At 31.2% G+C, this 16,639-nt stretch carries 14 protein-coding genes; 2 read left to right on the top strand and 12 right to left on the bottom strand.

Annotation, left to right across the window (positions count from 1 at the left end; all coding sequences use genetic code 11):
• Window positions 1-116: 116 nt before the first annotated feature.
• Window positions 117-953, bottom strand: a complete 837-nt coding sequence (locus ACWJJT_RS14815) for a sugar phosphate isomerase/epimerase family protein (RefSeq protein WP_462955243.1) — start codon at window positions 951-953, stop codon at window positions 117-119.
• Window positions 954-969: 16 nt separating this feature from the next.
• A complete protein-coding gene (locus tag ACWJJT_RS14810; protein ID WP_462955242.1) occupies window positions 970-1,794 on the bottom strand; it encodes a hypothetical protein in 825 nt (274 codons plus the stop codon).
• Window positions 1,795-2,356: 562 nt separating this feature from the next.
• On the opposite strand from ACWJJT_RS14810, the gene pflB reads away from it, so the two are divergent.
• Window positions 2,357-4,585 carry a formate C-acetyltransferase gene (pflB, locus tag ACWJJT_RS14805; protein WP_462955241.1) on the top strand — a complete coding sequence of 743 codons (2,229 nt, stop codon included), beginning with the start codon at window positions 2,357-2,359 and terminating at the stop codon, window positions 4,583-4,585.
• 181 nt (window positions 4,586-4,766) lie between these two features.
• Here the strand turns inward: pflB and ACWJJT_RS14800 are convergent, their stop codons facing one another.
• Entirely contained in the window at window positions 4,767-6,302 is a 1,536-nt protein-coding gene (locus tag ACWJJT_RS14800; RefSeq protein ID WP_462954445.1) for a transposase, read from the bottom strand.
• 411 nt (window positions 6,303-6,713) lie between these two features.
• Here ACWJJT_RS14800 and pflA point away from each other — a divergent pair, with 411 nt between their 5' ends.
• A complete protein-coding gene (pflA, locus tag ACWJJT_RS14795; RefSeq protein ID WP_462955240.1) occupies window positions 6,714-7,439 on the top strand; it encodes a pyruvate formate-lyase-activating protein in 726 nt (241 codons plus the stop codon).
• A 326-nt stretch (window positions 7,440-7,765) separates the two neighbouring features.
• Here pflA and ACWJJT_RS14790 read toward each other — a convergent pair whose 3' ends face one another.
• The 9 genes from ACWJJT_RS14790 to pyrB all read right to left on the bottom strand — a co-directional run bounded on the left by ACWJJT_RS14790 (window position 7,766) and on the right by pyrB (window position 16,634).
• Window positions 7,766-9,067, bottom strand: a complete 1,302-nt coding sequence (locus ACWJJT_RS14790) for a hypothetical protein (RefSeq protein ID WP_462955239.1) — start codon at window positions 9,065-9,067, stop codon at window positions 7,766-7,768.
• 111 nt (window positions 9,068-9,178) lie between these two features.
• Complete coding sequence (locus ACWJJT_RS14785) at window positions 9,179-10,264, bottom strand: hypothetical protein (protein WP_462955238.1); 1,086 nt, start codon at window positions 10,262-10,264, stop codon at window positions 9,179-9,181.
• A gap of 569 nt (window positions 10,265-10,833) precedes the next feature.
• On the bottom strand, window positions 10,834-11,400 hold the full coding sequence (gene pyrE, locus ACWJJT_RS14780) for an orotate phosphoribosyltransferase (protein WP_216301913.1): 567 nt from the start codon (window positions 11,398-11,400) through the stop codon (window positions 10,834-10,836).
• A gap of 11 nt (window positions 11,401-11,411) precedes the next feature.
• Window positions 11,412-12,308, bottom strand: coding sequence for a dihydroorotate dehydrogenase (locus tag ACWJJT_RS14775; RefSeq protein WP_216301912.1), 897 nt, complete (start codon window positions 12,306-12,308; stop codon window positions 11,412-11,414).
• On the bottom strand, window positions 12,301-13,035 hold the full coding sequence (locus tag ACWJJT_RS14770) for a dihydroorotate dehydrogenase electron transfer subunit (RefSeq protein WP_462955237.1): 735 nt from the start codon (window positions 13,033-13,035) through the stop codon (window positions 12,301-12,303). The genes ACWJJT_RS14775 and ACWJJT_RS14770 overlap by 8 nt, the downstream gene beginning before the upstream one ends.
• 35 nt (window positions 13,036-13,070) lie before the next feature.
• Window positions 13,071-13,940, bottom strand: a complete 870-nt coding sequence (pyrF, locus tag ACWJJT_RS14765) for an orotidine-5'-phosphate decarboxylase (RefSeq protein ID WP_462955236.1) — start codon at window positions 13,938-13,940, stop codon at window positions 13,071-13,073.
• Window positions 13,941-13,990: 50 nt separating this feature from the next.
• A complete protein-coding gene (locus ACWJJT_RS14760) occupies window positions 13,991-15,178 on the bottom strand; it encodes a dihydroorotase (RefSeq protein ID WP_165412714.1) in 1,188 nt (395 codons plus the stop codon).
• Window positions 15,179-15,273: 95 nt separating this feature from the next.
• Entirely contained in the window at window positions 15,274-15,708 is a 435-nt protein-coding gene (locus tag ACWJJT_RS14755; protein WP_462955235.1) for an aspartate carbamoyltransferase regulatory subunit, read from the bottom strand.
• Window positions 15,708-16,634, bottom strand: coding sequence for an aspartate carbamoyltransferase (gene pyrB / locus ACWJJT_RS14750; protein ID WP_165412712.1), 927 nt, complete (start codon window positions 16,632-16,634; stop codon window positions 15,708-15,710). The genes ACWJJT_RS14755 and pyrB overlap by 1 nt, the downstream gene beginning before the upstream one ends.
• Window positions 16,635-16,639 lie beyond the last annotated feature (5 nt).

Raw genomic sequence — 16,639 nt, 5'->3', positions numbered from 1 at the left:
AACTTTTCATGTATTTACAAATATTCTTAAGCATATTTGCTCAAATAGTCTAATGCTATAATTATAACCAAATTGCTTATAATTTACAAGTTATTTTTGCCAAGCTTTTCTCCTTGTTATAGTATAGAACTGCCTATTATAGAAGTGCGAGACTTTCCTTCTGAACTTTTGTTAAATTTTTCAATAACAAAATCCTTTGCTTCTGTCAGTTCCTCGCAACTTAAATAATTGCTGCTATAAACTTCTATAGTTCCTTTTCCACTATACTTAACGCTCTTAAGTTTGTTATATATATATTCATAATCCAAATTACCTTTTCCAGGTAAAAGACAAGGGGAATTTTCATCTCTATCATTAATATGAAGGTTCACTATATTTTCACCCATAACCTCAATATACTTTTCTATAGAAACATTGGCTTTATACGCTTGTTTAAAATCTAAAGTAAAATATATTGGGTACTTACACTTAGAAGACAAAAATGTTAAAAACTTTAAATTCCCCGACATACACCAAGATACATTTTCCTGTGCCAATTTAATACCCATTTCCATTGCAATATAGGAAAGTTCATTATATGTATCTATAACAAATTTAGTATCAAGTTCATTAAAATCTGCACTGCGCATACCATGAAATGTATAACAGCTTGCACCTAATATCTTTGCTGCCCTACAAACTTTTTTAAAATGTTTTAACATATCCAGGCGTCTTCTGTCATATTCATCAAAAAGATACGGCTCAAATGAACTTGAAAATGCATGAACCGAATTTACGTTGAATTCATAGGTTTCTTTTTTTTCAAGTAACATCTTTAAAAAATCTTCCTCGTACTCACCCTGTGTATTAAAAAATATTTCACCATGATTAAACCCTAACTCTTTCATCTTTTTTATACTGCTTTCCGTACTCAAATTAGGATAAAAACATGCCGAAGATAATCCTATATCCATGCTTAACCTCTTTTCTCTACTGCGTTACTTCACCTAATGAATTTACATGCACTACCTGACCATCTACAATTGTTTCAAGCCCCTTTGCCGTTATGTTTTTAAAAGTAATTTTTTTACCAGATAATGACATTACCTGCGTATGCTCATTATTTTTTAAATTCACCTTCCATATATATTGAACTTGCTTTTCCTTCATCCAAGGTAATTCACTAACGTATGCAATATTATCTTCATCAATAAACTTAGGTGTAATTGACCAAATATATGTTGGTTTCTCTTTAAGTTTATTTACTTTAGGAAAAACTTCACCTTTACTAGATTTATATTCTTTTTTTGTGATATCTTTAGTGATTTTATTCACATCAATGTATAGCATATCCTGGCTTTTCGTACTCTGCACTACTATTGCTTTTTTACTTGGACTTATGTCATATGATATATCTTTAGTGTTTGATACACCTTTTATATTTTTTTCGCCTGATTTTACATTATATTCAACGCTAATTTTCTGCCCATCCGAAAATGAGGCAATAAAGATCTCATTTTTTTCAACCGCTTCCGCTTTTAAAGCAGCCTCTGCTTTTGCTGAATCCTCTGCCGCTTTCGACTTTTCAGCATCTGCCTGTTTTTTAACAGCTTCTTCTGATTTTTTTTGTGATTCCGCTGCCTTACTTTCCTTATCCTCTGTATTGATTTTTGGTTTACTTAATAAAAAATCAAAATCTGTAGCTAAAAATATGCTCAACCCTATTATAGGTACAATAATCAATAATAATATTGTTTTTCTTCGTTTTTTCACTTCTTTCTCATAATCCTTACTAAACATGCTAGGCTTCTTCATATAATTTACCTCCATTATAATTGATGCAGTATTATTAATTATACATCATTGTAAATGAAAATAATATGGTTTTTTAAAGATGACATACATGTCTCTTTGTTTATCCCATATCATCTACCCCTTTAGCGATATATATTTTCCAAGTAGTCTATATTAACTCATCTTCTGCAAAACTGCAACATCAAATTTGATTAATAGTCTGCATTGATATAATTTGTTAAAATTTCAAATAATTAAGCATATTTTTCTATTATAACCCAATCTAGTATGGCCTTGTTTCATTTTAAAAATGTCCTGTTGTTTTTTTACGTTAAATGTTTAACACATTCAAAACGTTGTATTTCAACGTTTGAGCAACTATTTGAATATTCTCAATTTTGCAACTTTTATAAAACACTTGAACTGTTTCATTTTTAATATTACAATGTATATATCGACATAATCAATTTGAATTACCACTACTATATATCGATTATTTTATGATGAATTTGTTGTGATTTTACGTAAAACCAATCACTTTAAAAAATATTATAACATTAATGTATTATAAGGAGGAAAACAAATGTTTAAACAATGGACCGGCTTTAAAGGCGACCAGTGGAAAGATGAAATTAATGTAAGAGACTTTATACAAAAAAATTATACCTTATATGAAGGTGATGATAGTTTCTTAGTAGGAACAACTGATAAAACTAATAAAGTTTGGGATAAAGCTAATTCGCTTATTATAGAAGAAATAAACAAAGGTATTATAGATGTAGAAACTAATGAGGTTTCAGGCATAGATAATTTTGCACCTGGATATATAGATAAAGAAAATGAAGTAATTGTTGGATTACAAACAGATGCACCACTCAAAAGAATAGTAAACCCATTTGGCGGCTTTAGAATGGTAGAGCAATCACTTGAAGAGTATGGTTACGAATTAAACAAGGATATAAAAAAATATTTCCCTAAGTATAGAAAAACTCATAATGAAGGAGTTTTCGATGCATATTCTGATGCTACTAAAGTTGCAAGAAATGTAGGATTATTAACTGGACTTCCAGATGCATATGGTAGAGGAAGAATAATAGGAGATTACAGAAGAATAGCTCTTTATGGATTAGATTATTTAGTAGAGCAGAAGAAAAAAGATTTAAAAGAATTAACAGGACGTGCATCAGATGATTTAATAAGACATAGAGAAGAACTAAGCATGCAAATTAAAGCACTTGGTCAAATAAAAAGCATGGCTTCAAAATACGGCGTTGATATTTCAAAACCGGCTACCACTGCACAAGAAGCTGTACAAGCAGTTTATTTAGGATACCTTGCAGGAATAAAAGAAAACAACGGCGCTGCAATGTCACTTGGACGAACTACTACTTTCTTAGATATTTATTTTGAAAGAGATTTGGCGAAAGGTTTAATAACTGAAGATGAAGCTCAGGAGATTATTGATCAATTCGTAATTAAACTTAGAATGGCAAGACATCTTAGAACTCCTGAATATAATGATTTATTTGGTGGAGATCCAAATTGGGTAACAGAATCAATAGGTGGCGTTGCTCTTAATGGCAAAGCAATGGTAACAAAGAATTCTTTTAGATTCCTTCATACATTAACAAACCTAGGATCTGCACCAGAACCTAACATGACTGTACTTTGGTCAGAAAAATTACCAGAAACTTTCAAAAAGTATTGCGCTAAAATGTCTATCGAAACTGATGCCGTACAATATGAAAATGATGATATAATGAGACCAATATATGGTGAGGATTATGGTATAGCTTGTTGTGTATCTGCTATGGAAATTGGTAAGAGAATGCAATTCTTTGGAGCAAGAGCTAACCTTGCAAAATCTTTATTACTATCGCTTAATGGCGGAGTCGACGAATTAAAAGGCAAACTCGTGGTACCTGGAATTGAAAAGACAACTGATGAAATTCTTGACTACAAAACAGTTAGAAAAATGTATTCAAAAGTTTTAAAATATGTTGCGCAAATGTATGTGGATACAATGAATACCATACATTATATGCATGATAAATATGCTTATGAAGCTGGTCAACTTTCTCTTCATGATAGTGATCTTAAATACTTCATGGCATTTGGAGTAGCAGGGCTTTCTGTTGCAGCCGACTCCTTAAGTGCTATAAAATTTGCTAAGGTATCTCCAATAAGAAATGAGAATGGCATAACCGTTGATTTTGAAATTGAAGGAGATTTCCCTAAATACGGAAATGATGATGATAGAGTTGATGATTTAGCTGTTAATCTTATAAAGGAATTCAGCGATAATCTTAAAACACACCCTACATATAAGGAAGCAGAACATACTTTATCAGCACTTACTATTACATCAAATGTAGTTTATGGTAAGAAGACAGGAGCAACTCCTGATGGAAGAAAACAAGGTATAGCACTTGCTCCAGGGGCAAACCCAACACAATGTAACGATGAAAATGGAGCATTAGCATCATTAAATTCAGTTGCTAAGATTCCTTATAGAAATTATTGCCAAGACGGAGTTTCAAATACTTTTTCAATAGTACCAGCTGCACTTGGAATAGATGAATCTACAAGAATAAATAATCTAGTTTTCCTTTTAGATGGTTATTTTGCACAAAGTGCACACCATTTAAATGTAAATGTACTAAATAGAGAAGTTTTAGTTGATGCTTATGAGAATCCAGACAAATATCCAACACTCACAATAAGAGTATCAGGATATGCTGTTCATTTTAATAGATTATCAAAAGAACAACAACTTGAAGTTATTAGCAGAACTTTCCATGATAAAATCTAAATAATTTTATTATATAGTATAGTCGGAAAACAATAATTAACAATTTCCATATTTAAGTATTAAAAGTGCTTATTTGAATGAAAAGTTATATTTGAATTAATTACGGGCATGACAAAAAGACTTTTTTATACACTATTAAAAAAAGCCGTAGGCTGGTTATTGAATTGAAATTTATTTTAAATTACGCAGCTATATTTTTAAGAGTTGGGAAAATATCAGCAAGGGCTATTAATTTTTCTGATGCCCAAGCATCTATGAAACAGCAAAATGCACCAAGAAATACCCTTGTTATTCTATACCCAACAGAATAAATAATTGCATCTTCAGCATGAAAATTATTATTTATTCTATCCCAACACCTTTCAGTAGTTGAACGTCTTTTATAAAGAGATTTCCATTGTTTTGAACCTCTTAATATTGGAGTAAAATACCTTGGGTTATCTAATGTTTTAGTGTAATAAGATTTATTGCTTTTCATAGGACATTTTTCACAGTTTTCACATTGAACTGGGAATAACCATTTATGTCTATATTGTTTAGTAATAATTCCCCAATTACGAAGCTGATGTCCACAAACAGTTCCGTGTGGAATAGCATTCTTATCAAGTTTAACAAATTCACTATTTGATGATGGTTTTGAAGAACGTGAATTTAAATCAATAATAGGATTTATTCCATAATGCATGCATAAAAGATAAAAAGCATTAGCATCATAAGCAGAATCTAAGGCTACAGAATGAAATTTAATTTCAGGATATAAATCTACAAGTTCTTTAAGTGCATAAACTCCAGTAACAGCATCATGGCGTGCCGCGCTAACAAATTTAATATGGATAGGTAGGCTGTAAAAGCTATCACAGGCAGTAAATCCATGATAGGTATGACCATAGTAATAATGTTCATTAAAGCTATCCCAACCCCAGCTAGCACTGGGGTCGGTAAACTTTCGATAACAGTCACAATGTTCTCCTGGTTTAAGTTTGCAATCACAAACTTTTTTACCGTAAGGCGAAGCCTGTGTTGGCATACAGGTTCCGTCGCCAGCAATATTTAGTTTAGAAGGATCGCCCAAAATACCCATTGATAAAGAAGGAATAACAAATAATTCTTTAAGTATGTTGTTCATTTTGGATTCGCTTCTGTCAAGGAGCTTTAAATTATCAAATTTTAAGATTCTTTTAACTAAACGGTCAACTACACCAGATTTGGAGTTATTCATCTTTTGGTTTTTCTTTTGCTTTTTACGTGGTTTACGTTTAATTTTACGCAGTTTGGATTTATTAAGGATCTTATCCTTATGAATCAGCCTATCCATAAAATCATAAAAAGTACCTACACCAGGAAGTCGGTCAACATGTATGCCTTCGGCTTTAGAGTCTGAATAGCAAGCGGGTATAAAACCAGATAAAATTGAATAGAAAGGGTCTGAACGTAATGTTTTTACCCAAGAGGATATACTAGTTTCTTTACAATAAGCCATGATAATAAGTGACCTGAGTAATGCTGCCGCATCTTTTGGCGGAGCTCCTTGATTAGATTTAGAATAAGTACTTTCTATTAGAGGGACAATTCCGGTTAGGTCGGTAGACCATATTTTAGTTATTTGTGAACTACGCTCAAACAAAGTGATTTGTTGATTGGTTTGAATATAGAATTTTTCTAAAAATGTTTCAAGAAAATATTGATATTGGGAATGAGAAACCTTAACAGTTAACATAAAAACACTCCTCGCAAATGAAATAATGTAAAAAATATACATATTTAATTTTGCGAATTTTTACTAGCTGTCAAGTCTTATTTCACAATGTTTAAGTAAAAAAAATAAAAAATAATACGAATAGCTTAAATTTTCTAGGTTATTCGTACAATATGAGGCACCACGAATTTTTGAGGTGAAGTTGATTTTTGAGCAAAATGAATCAAGAGTTAGCAGTGCCTTAAGAGTTTCCGAGAGTGCACATTATATTATGAGAGGTGCTTATTATAAGCACTTCTCAATTTATATAAAACTAATTGTGGGTTTCATTTTATATTAAAGCAAAAATATTGTTTTTATTTTAATATGAAATGAATATAATCTAGTTTTGACATTGAAATTTCTTGTAACAAATCTGAAGGAGGAGTATATATGGTAAAAGGTAAAATTCATTCTATAGAGAGCATGGGCCTGGTTGATGGTCCTGGAATAAGAGTAGTAGTTTTTTTTCAAGGCTGCAAACTAAGATGTGCCTATTGCCACAACCCCGATACTTGGAAGCTAAGCGGTGGCATTGAAATGACTGCGGAAGAAATTGTTCAAAAAATCATTAGATTCAAACCATATTTTAATAGATCTTCCGGTGGAGTTACTTTCTCTGGCGGCGACCCGTTAGTTCAACCACAATTTCTACTTGAGTGTTTAAAATTATGTAAACAAAATGGTATCCATACTGCCATAGACACAGCTGGTTTTGGTGATGGTGACTATTCTGAGATATTAAAGCATACAGATTTAGTTCTTTTGGATATAAAGCATACAACTGGTCAAGGTTATGTTAATTTAACTGGCAGAGATTCAACTGATGTTAATACATTTTTAGAAGCGTTAAGACACTCTAAATCTAGAGTTTGGGTAAGACATGTTGTTGTACCCGGAATTACAGATTCTGTGGAACATATAACTAAACTTGCCAAAATTATTAGTGAAGAAGTTCCGCATGTTGATAAAGTAGAGCTCCTCTCTTATCACGTTCTTGGAGTAAATAAATACGAAGCTTTATCTATCCCTTATAAATTAAAAGGTGTAGAACCAATGGATAAAGATAAAACTAAAGAACTCCAAACACTAATAAATAATTTACTTAATATCAAATAATAGGAGTTCATCCATATAGACTTTCTCCTATATGACTAGAAATAAGAGCTTGAAACGTGAATTTCTAAATTCAATTTCAATGTTTCTACTCTTCTTATTTTAAGTCACTTCCGGAGAAGGTTCATGCTATTATGTATATCTATATTTAAGATTGGGACTTTTGCGCGGCCTTAGACCGAAATGGTCTGGCGAAAAACCATGAATTCCTATAAGTAAATGCTAGTGAGATTACGAATAAAAAAATTATCCACATTATTTTCCCCAAACTGTTTCCTATATAATCCTCTTGAATGTAGATCATCGAACATTTTTTATTATAATTTTAGCTATGCAAAATTATAATAAGTATTATCTTTAATTATAAAACTATCCTTATTTTTAGTAGTAGCTTCATTTATGAACTTATTCCAATTGTCTATTATAGTGCTCTTAATTGTTTTATTTTTGCCATAATAGTTTTCATGTTTTATGTTATCCATATTTAAAAAAAACTCTGAATTATTGCTATATCTATAAATGTCGCTATATTTAATATCTTTCCGTTTTTCCTCATATTTATTTTTTGCATAATCTATACTTTCATTAATTGTATCTGAAATATTATTACTATTATTGTATTTATTTATTACAAATTTAAATACATCATTAATAGCTTGTTTGTCCATCATTGCATATCCTCTTGTATCTTGTACAATTTTTTGAGAATTCGCATATTTTTTATCATAATTCTCTATAGTATTATCAAAATAATTTTTCTTTGCAATATTAATTTTATCTACAATATCGTCTCTCAAGTTAAAACTTTCCAATAATATATTGGTTTTTAGTTCTACTATACCCAAATTAAGTCCTACAGCTTCTTCATTTTGGTCAAACTCCCATTCACAATATATAGGTTTTTTAATATTATTAACAAAAATTGACATTGCATAAAGTTCATCTTTACTATACATTTTATCTAAATCCTTATAATCTCCTGATTTGCAAACCTCCCTTAACTTAGATGACATATAATAATTATCTTTCTCTAACCATTTATTCTTAGGACTTTTAATATTTGCATAATTATCATTTTGACCTATATATTTAGAGTAATTCTTAACTTGTTCTGAATATATGTTTTTTACACTATTATAAACTTCATCTTTTTCTCCACTTAATCCATTATTATCTAAAAAACCACCAACCATATTTGAAAATTCATGTGAAAACCTATCTATTGTACTATCAAACATATCATCAAGTAAACTTATTTGCTTCTTTAAGTCTTCTCCTTGAAAATCCTCTTGAATCTGATTCTTTAAAACTGAATACTGAGATGATAGATAGTCTAAACTGTCACTAAAATTATTATTATCCAAAATATTTCCACTAACATTCACTAAATTCAGATTTAATGAATCCCAATTTATCTCTTTATCAAGTCCCCTGTTTTGTATTTGTTTTATAAATTCATCTTTAGTTATTTCACTTACATCTGTATTAAAATATGCCCTATTTTGTGCTTCATCATAGGTAATTGGTTTTAGTGGGTTATATTCACAAGTTTTAACTTTCATATTTTTAAATTCATCACTAATAGGTGTAATCCCAGAACTCTTTACTATATGTGAAATATCAATTTTCATTGTTAAATTCCCCTCTCCCTAATTACTTACTTAGTTACATTTAAATAAATAACAAATCAAATGCATTAATATACTGACCTGACTTATTATTTATTTAAATGAACTTATTACTTAATTCAAAAAGTTTATTGTTGGTATAGGTTCAATTCCACTTGCATAATAAAAATTTAGTACGCTAAAAAAGTCAATTGACTTACCTGTATTTAAATCTACTACTAATATATGATCTCCGTAAGTTATCATATCCTCAGCATCAATCCTTCTAGGTGTTGTTTTCCCAGTAGTATCAACAAACGAATTGTGATACGATGTATTTACACCAGATTGAAATGCTGATTCAAAATATGTAAACAAAGTTCCTTTGTCTAGATAAATTAACATTGCGTTATCTGAACTTGCATACGATGATTTATAGCTTACAGGTCCTGATACAGACTTAATTTTCATATCAGAAATACTATGCTTACGACTTGTATACCCTCCGCTATTGGGAAAATAAAATTCACGATCCCAATTTAATTGGGAATTGTCCTTGTCTGGATTACAAACATATTTTCCGTTCGAATATATATCTTTATTAATATATTGTAATGTTAAATATTTTAATGAATCGGACTTTCGTAAAATTATAGAATTATCACCACCTGGATTTAATGCATTCATTCTAAGAGTATATTTATCACCAACAGTGTTATTATTTGAAAATACCCTAATACCATAACTACCTGTTGGTAAATTAGCTAATTTAATTTGATTACCAGCAAATACATATATATCTGTTGGATTAAACGTTCCATCTTGCCAATTAACTATTCCTAATTGTGCTACATAATTTGAATTACTTGATACCATATTCATTAGCATAGTTTTAGTGCTATCAACATTAAAAAAATAAAAATCCGTATTATCTTCTGCCGTTAATGACTCATCTAAACTTATTAATGGAACATCTACCATCGATTGTGATTTTAATTTTTTATTTTTTATTAATTTTTCTTTAATCTTTATAGTTTTATTATTAATTTGTCCTAGATTATTAACTTCGCGTACATCTTCATTTTTTGTGTTCAAACTTTTTAAATTAAAATCAACATTTTTTTTATTTGTTGTTGCCTTAACAGAAATGGCTCCTCCTAAAAATAAGACTATACAAAGAAAACCTAAAACTTTTTTAAAATAATGTCTATTGTTTTTCATCATATTACCCCCTCATTTTTTTATATCACTACCTATATCGTACTATATTTGGAAATCTTTAAGAATTTTTATAATATTAAGCTACAAACAAAATAAAGATGTTGCTCTACCTCAAAAATATTTAATTATTCCTCACCTATCGTTAATTTAATATATATTGGAATTAATGAGGATATAAAAAATATTCTCAAATATTTTTTATCGTAATCTCATTTTTCCACGTAGATTTTTTCTAGTATGTTATCTACAGTCACTTCCCTAAACTGTTTCCTATATAACAAGAAAAGCAGAAGATTTACTCTTCTGCTTTTCTTGTTTTTTTACTTTCTTAATGTATTTACTAACTTCGAGACTAATTAATACATAATATTTGAAAGATACCATTAGCGAACTAATTATATCTTTTTTCTTAGAGAATGCTAATAAAAGTACATATTGCGTAGAATGCGTTCGAGCGAGCCTTAGTAATTCTTAAAATAATATTAATTTTAGAATTCCTTGGCAAAGTGAGCGCATTTCAGCAATATATACTCTTCATTACAGCATTCTCTGAGAAAAAAAGATTACATTTATTTTATATTTCTACTACCAGGTTTTATGTAAGCCGTTCCAGCTTTACAAAGTGGGCACTCTGATGGATCGTAACTTTCAATATCTAGTTTTATTGAACTATAGATAGGATAATCAATAGTGCTACTTCCTCTATCTACTATGCAACATATCCCAACTACTTCTGCACCAAGTTCTTTTAAGACTTTTATTGTTTCTAAAGAAGACTTGCCAGTAGTTACTACATCCTCTGTAATTAAAACCTTTTGTCCCTTTTTAATTTCAAATCCACGTCTAAGTTCGAAGGTGCCGTTTACTCTTTCAGTAAATATAGCAGGCTTTCCTGTTTGTCTACCTACTTCATAAGCTACTATTATACCACCCATCGCCGGGCCTACTACCACATCAAAATCTATATCTTTAATCTTTTCTACTACTACACTTAGTACCTTTTCAGCCTTGTCTGGATACTGAAGCAATTTTGCACATTGGCAATACCTATTGCTGTGTCTTCCTGAAGATAACAGAAAATGTCCCTCAAGTAGCGCACCTGATTCTTTTAATATATCTAAAACATTAATATTCATAGTATCTCCTCCTATATAATCCCTCTAATTTCACTTAGATCTTTAATACCTTCTTTTATCATATACTTCTCAATTCCGTCGATTATATCATTGCAAATATCCGGTTTTATGAAATTGGCAGTTCCAACTTGAACCGCCTCTGCTCCCACCATTATAAATTCTATAGCATCCTCAAAGCTAGTTATACCACCCATACCTACAACTGGTATATTTACAGCTTTACATACTTCATGTACCATTCTGAGTGCCATAGGTTTTATAGCTGGTCCTGATACCCCTGCATATATATTATTAAAAATCGCTTTTCGTTTATGTATATCAACTGCCATACCTTTAAACGTATTTACTAAAGATAATGCATCTGCTCCAGCTTCACAGCATTTATATGCCATATCTACTATGTCCTCTGCATTCGGTGAAAGTTTAACCATAAGAGGTTTCTTGCAAATACTCTTAATTTCTTTCACTGCTTCATATGCTACCTTTGATTTAATTCCAAAAGCCATACCCCCACATTTTACATTAGGACAGGATATGTTTAATTCAACTATATCTATAGCCTCATTATTTAATTTTTCTATTGCCATTATGTATTCTTCTATACTACCTCCACCAACATTTGCAATTATAGCTGTGTTATATTGTTGCATTTGCGGAAGTTGTGTATTTATAAAATTTTCAATACCTGGATTTTGAAGTCCTACACTATTTAGCATTCCCCCACGGGTTTCATAAATTCGTATTCCATCATTACCTTGCTTTTCATTTATCGTAAGACCTTTACTTGATATGCCGCCAAGTCTTCCAATATCGTAATACTTACTATACTCCTCGCCAAATCCAAAAGTTCCAGATGCAGCTATGACTGGATTTTTTAAATGCACACCGCATAATTCTACTTTAGTCATTAAAAATCAAATCCTTTCCTTCAAAGACTGGACCATCCTTGCAGGTTCTCTTATTTCCACCCACGGTTTTACAAGTACATACAAGACATGCACCTATTCCGCAAGCCATATGGTTTTCCATAGACACATATACTGGCACTTTTTCATCACAGCACATATTTACAACCTTTTTCATCATAATTTCTGGTCCACAGCAAATAACAGTTTCATATTCTTTTACATTTATTATGTCTGTTACGTATCCCTTATGACCAATTTTACCACTTTCTGTGGATAAGTTAATTTTATTTACATATTTTTCCACAGAATCCACAGAATAATCCACAGTCCTAAACCCTGCATACAAATCTATTTCACACGACCTAAGTTTTTTTATCAGATAAACAAGTGGTGCTATTCCAATTCCTCCAGATACAACAGCAATTTTCCCTTTTATTTTTTCCACATCAAATCCATTTCCGAGTGGTCCCATTATCTGAAGTTCATCATTTGCGCAAAGTTTACTAAGATATTTTGTACCTTGACCTACTACTTGGTATAAAAAACTTATTTTCTCATCATCCACATCATACACACTTATAGGTCTTGGTAATAATGGCTCCATTTCTTTTACCTTTAACATAAAAAATTGTCCTGGTTTTACGTTAAACTTCCCCTTTATAGAAAGCTTATACACGCCATCACTTATTTCAACATTTTCATATGTCTTTTCTACTGAACATATCAAATAAACCCCTCCAGCATTTTAATAAAGAATATATCTTATTTTTTGTTTGCGGCTTTTCTTATTTCGTCTCTCATTTTTATAGCTTCTTCGCGAGCACACTGTTCAAAACGAATTTGACCATTTTCTGCTTTCTTGTATGCAAGCAAAATACTTCTAGATGCATTTACTACTCCACCATTCCCATTTTTCAAATATATGGCTACATCTTTCGCTGCTCCACCTTGCGCTCCATACCCTGGTATTAAGAAAAACATTTTTTGAAGATCATTTCTCATCTTTAATCCTTCATCTATATGCGTGCACCCAACTACTCCACCTATGGAGCTATATCCACATTCTCCAATAAATTCACTTCCGATTTTTAATAACTTTTCCCCCACAATATCATAAACCTTTTTATTTTCTTTATTCTCTATGTACTCTATATCTTCTGCGCCTTTATTAGAGGTTCTTACTAGTGAGAATAATCCCTTTTCCTTATTTTTCAAATAAGGAAGATATGGTTCAATACTATCCATCCCCATGTACGGATTTATAGTTATAAAGTCACTTTCAAAATCCCCTTCAAAATGAGCTTTAGCATACATTTGTGCAGTTTTTGCAATGTCTCCTCTTTTAATATCTGCAATCACTATGCCACCTTTGCTTTTTATATAACTCAAGGTGTCTTTGTATACTTTTAAACCTTTTAATCCAAGAGCTTCATAATATGCTATTTGCACCTTATAGCAAGCTGATACATCAAAAGTAGCATCAATTATCATTTGATTAAATCTGTATAACGCGTGCTCCTCATGCATAAACTTATTCCTAAACTCTACTGGTAAATATTCTATATCCGTATCAAGCCCAACGCATACATGACCGTTTTTTTCTACACTTTTAAATAATTTATCTATAATCAAAGATTATTCCGCCTTTACCATTTTATTTACAAATCACACTTTGTTTGTTTCTACTTATCTTTATAAATTATTCTCCCTGCCTTAATAGTACACATTACCCTACCTACTACAGCCTTACCCTCAAATGGGGAATTGTGTCCTTTAGATAAAAACTGCGAAGGATCAATGTTATATTTAGATTTAGTATCTAACAGTACCAAGTCTCCATCATAACCTATTTTTATTTCGCCCTTGTTAAATCCCATAATTTTAGCTGGGTTTTTTGACATCAATTCAGAAAGTTTATTTAAAGTAATATGACCTTCTCCTACCAATTTAGTGTAGCATACAGGAAATGAACTTTCTAGTCCTGATATACCAGGAGCGCCCTTTATTTTATCCTCAACACTATGTGGCGCATGGTCAGTAGCTATAACATCCACAAAGCCATCTTTTATAGCTTGTATTAAGAAGCTTACATCCTCAACTTTCCTCATAGGTGGATTTACCCTATAGTTTGTTTCTTCTGTTAATGCTAGATGATGCGGCGTAACTTCACAGGTTATTCGTCCCCCCTGCTGTTTTCCTTTTATAATATCTTGCATAGCTTCTTTTGTACTAACATGAGCTAAGTGAAGTTTACAACCTGTGAATTTTGAAAGGGCTATATCTCTCCATGTCATCATATTTTCAGCAAGCCTTGTATCAACTTCTACTAACTCTTCATTTTCAGCATGAGATATTACTGTTAAATCCTTTTCTTTAGCTTTAACCATTGCCTCAAGCATTATACGACTATCATAAACCCCTTTACCATCATCCGATATAAATCTTACTTCATTGGTTAACTGACCTAGGTGATCTATAGATTTCCCCAATAGATCCTCTGTAATAGATGCACATTGATGAATGTCTAAGAGATTTATTTCCCTAGATTTTTTGAGCACCTTATCTATTGTATCCATTGAGTTACATACTGGTTTTGTATTTGCCATAAGGTTTACCGCAGTATATCCACCCCGCACTGCTGCCTGGCTTCCCGACAGTATATCTTCTTTATATGTATACCCCGGTTCTCTAAAATGACTGTGAAGATCTATAAAAGAAGGGGCTAAAATATATCCCTCTCCATTTATTACCTCACAGTCTTTTTCTAGTTTTTTTCCTATTTCATATATTGTTCCTTTATTTATATAAACATCGCCAATAAAATCCTGTGATGAATCAACTACCCTTGCGTTCTTAATTAACAATTCCATAGTTCTACCATCCCTTCACACTGCATTACGATTTTTTTGTACGGTCTAAGTCACAATTTAAACCGTACACTTTATATTAATAATTATGTGTTTTATTACGATACAGTAGTATGGTTATTAATCTCATCACAATATATACATCTATACTCGCCCTTTTCACTATTTGCTAGGTAGAAACTATTCAAAATTTCTTGCTCTACAGATGTTATGCATCTTGGATTATTGCATCTTATAACATTATCAATTTTATCTGGCAGCTTTAGTTTAACTTTATTTTCGATTTTTTCTCCAGTTATTATATTTATTGTTATGTTAGGGTCTATAAACCCCAACACTGTAAAATCTATATCAATCTCGTTTTCTATTTTAATTATATCCTTTTTTCCGAGCTTCCCGCTATGTGCATTCATAATAAGCGCAACTGTAAATTCAGCATTATCAAGACCTAAATAGTTGAATATTTTGAGTCCTACACCCGCTTTAATATGATCTATTACTATTCCTCTTTTTATGCTATTTATTGTTACCATTACTTATCCACCCCCAAAAGTTTAGCAATAAGTGCCATTCTTGCATACATACCATATTTTGCTTGTCTAAAGTAACATGCCCTTGGATCAGCGTCGATTTCCACAGCTATTTCATTAACTCTAGGTAGTGGATGAAGAATTATCATATCTTTCTTAGCTTTTAGCATTTTTTCTTTATCCAGTATATAAATATCTTTAAGTCTTATATAATCTTCCTCGTTAAAAAATCTTTCTTTTTGAACTCTAGTCATATATAAAATATCTAAATCTCCAATAACATCCTCTAATTTTTCAACTTCAAGGAACTCCATATTATTTTTTTCCAATACTTCCGATTTAATGTATTTAGGAATTGTTAATTCATTTGGTGAAATTAGTATAAATTTAATGTTTTCATATCTTGACATGGCTTTTATTAATGAGTGAACTGTTCTACCAAACTTTAAATCACCACAAATTCCTATGGTTAAGTTTGATAATGACCCTTTAATATTTCTTATGGTTAAAAGATCTGTTAATGTTTGAGTTGGATGTTGATGCCCACCATCACCGGCATTTATTACTGGCATTTGAGAGTGCATAGATGCAACTTTAGGAGCTCCTTCTTTGGGATGTCTCATGGCTGCAATATCTGCATAACATTCTACTGTCCTTATAGTATCTGCTACACTTTCCCCTTTTGCTGCCGAACTTGATTTCGCCTCAGAAAAACCTAAAACCTGACCTCCAAGTCTTAACATTGCCGCTTCAAAGCTTAATCTTGTTCGTGTGCTTGGTTCATAAAATAATGTTGCCAAAACTTTCCCATCACAGATATGAGAAAAATTTTCAGGTTTTTTAATTATTTCATCTGCATAATCAAAAATCTCCTCAAGCTCTAATATTGTAAAATCCATTGGTTCAATTAAGTGTCTTCCTTTTAGCATATTAC

Source organism: Clostridium sp. CM041, assembly GCF_055081035.1.
This window is presented reverse-complemented; position numbering and strand designations above follow the sequence as displayed.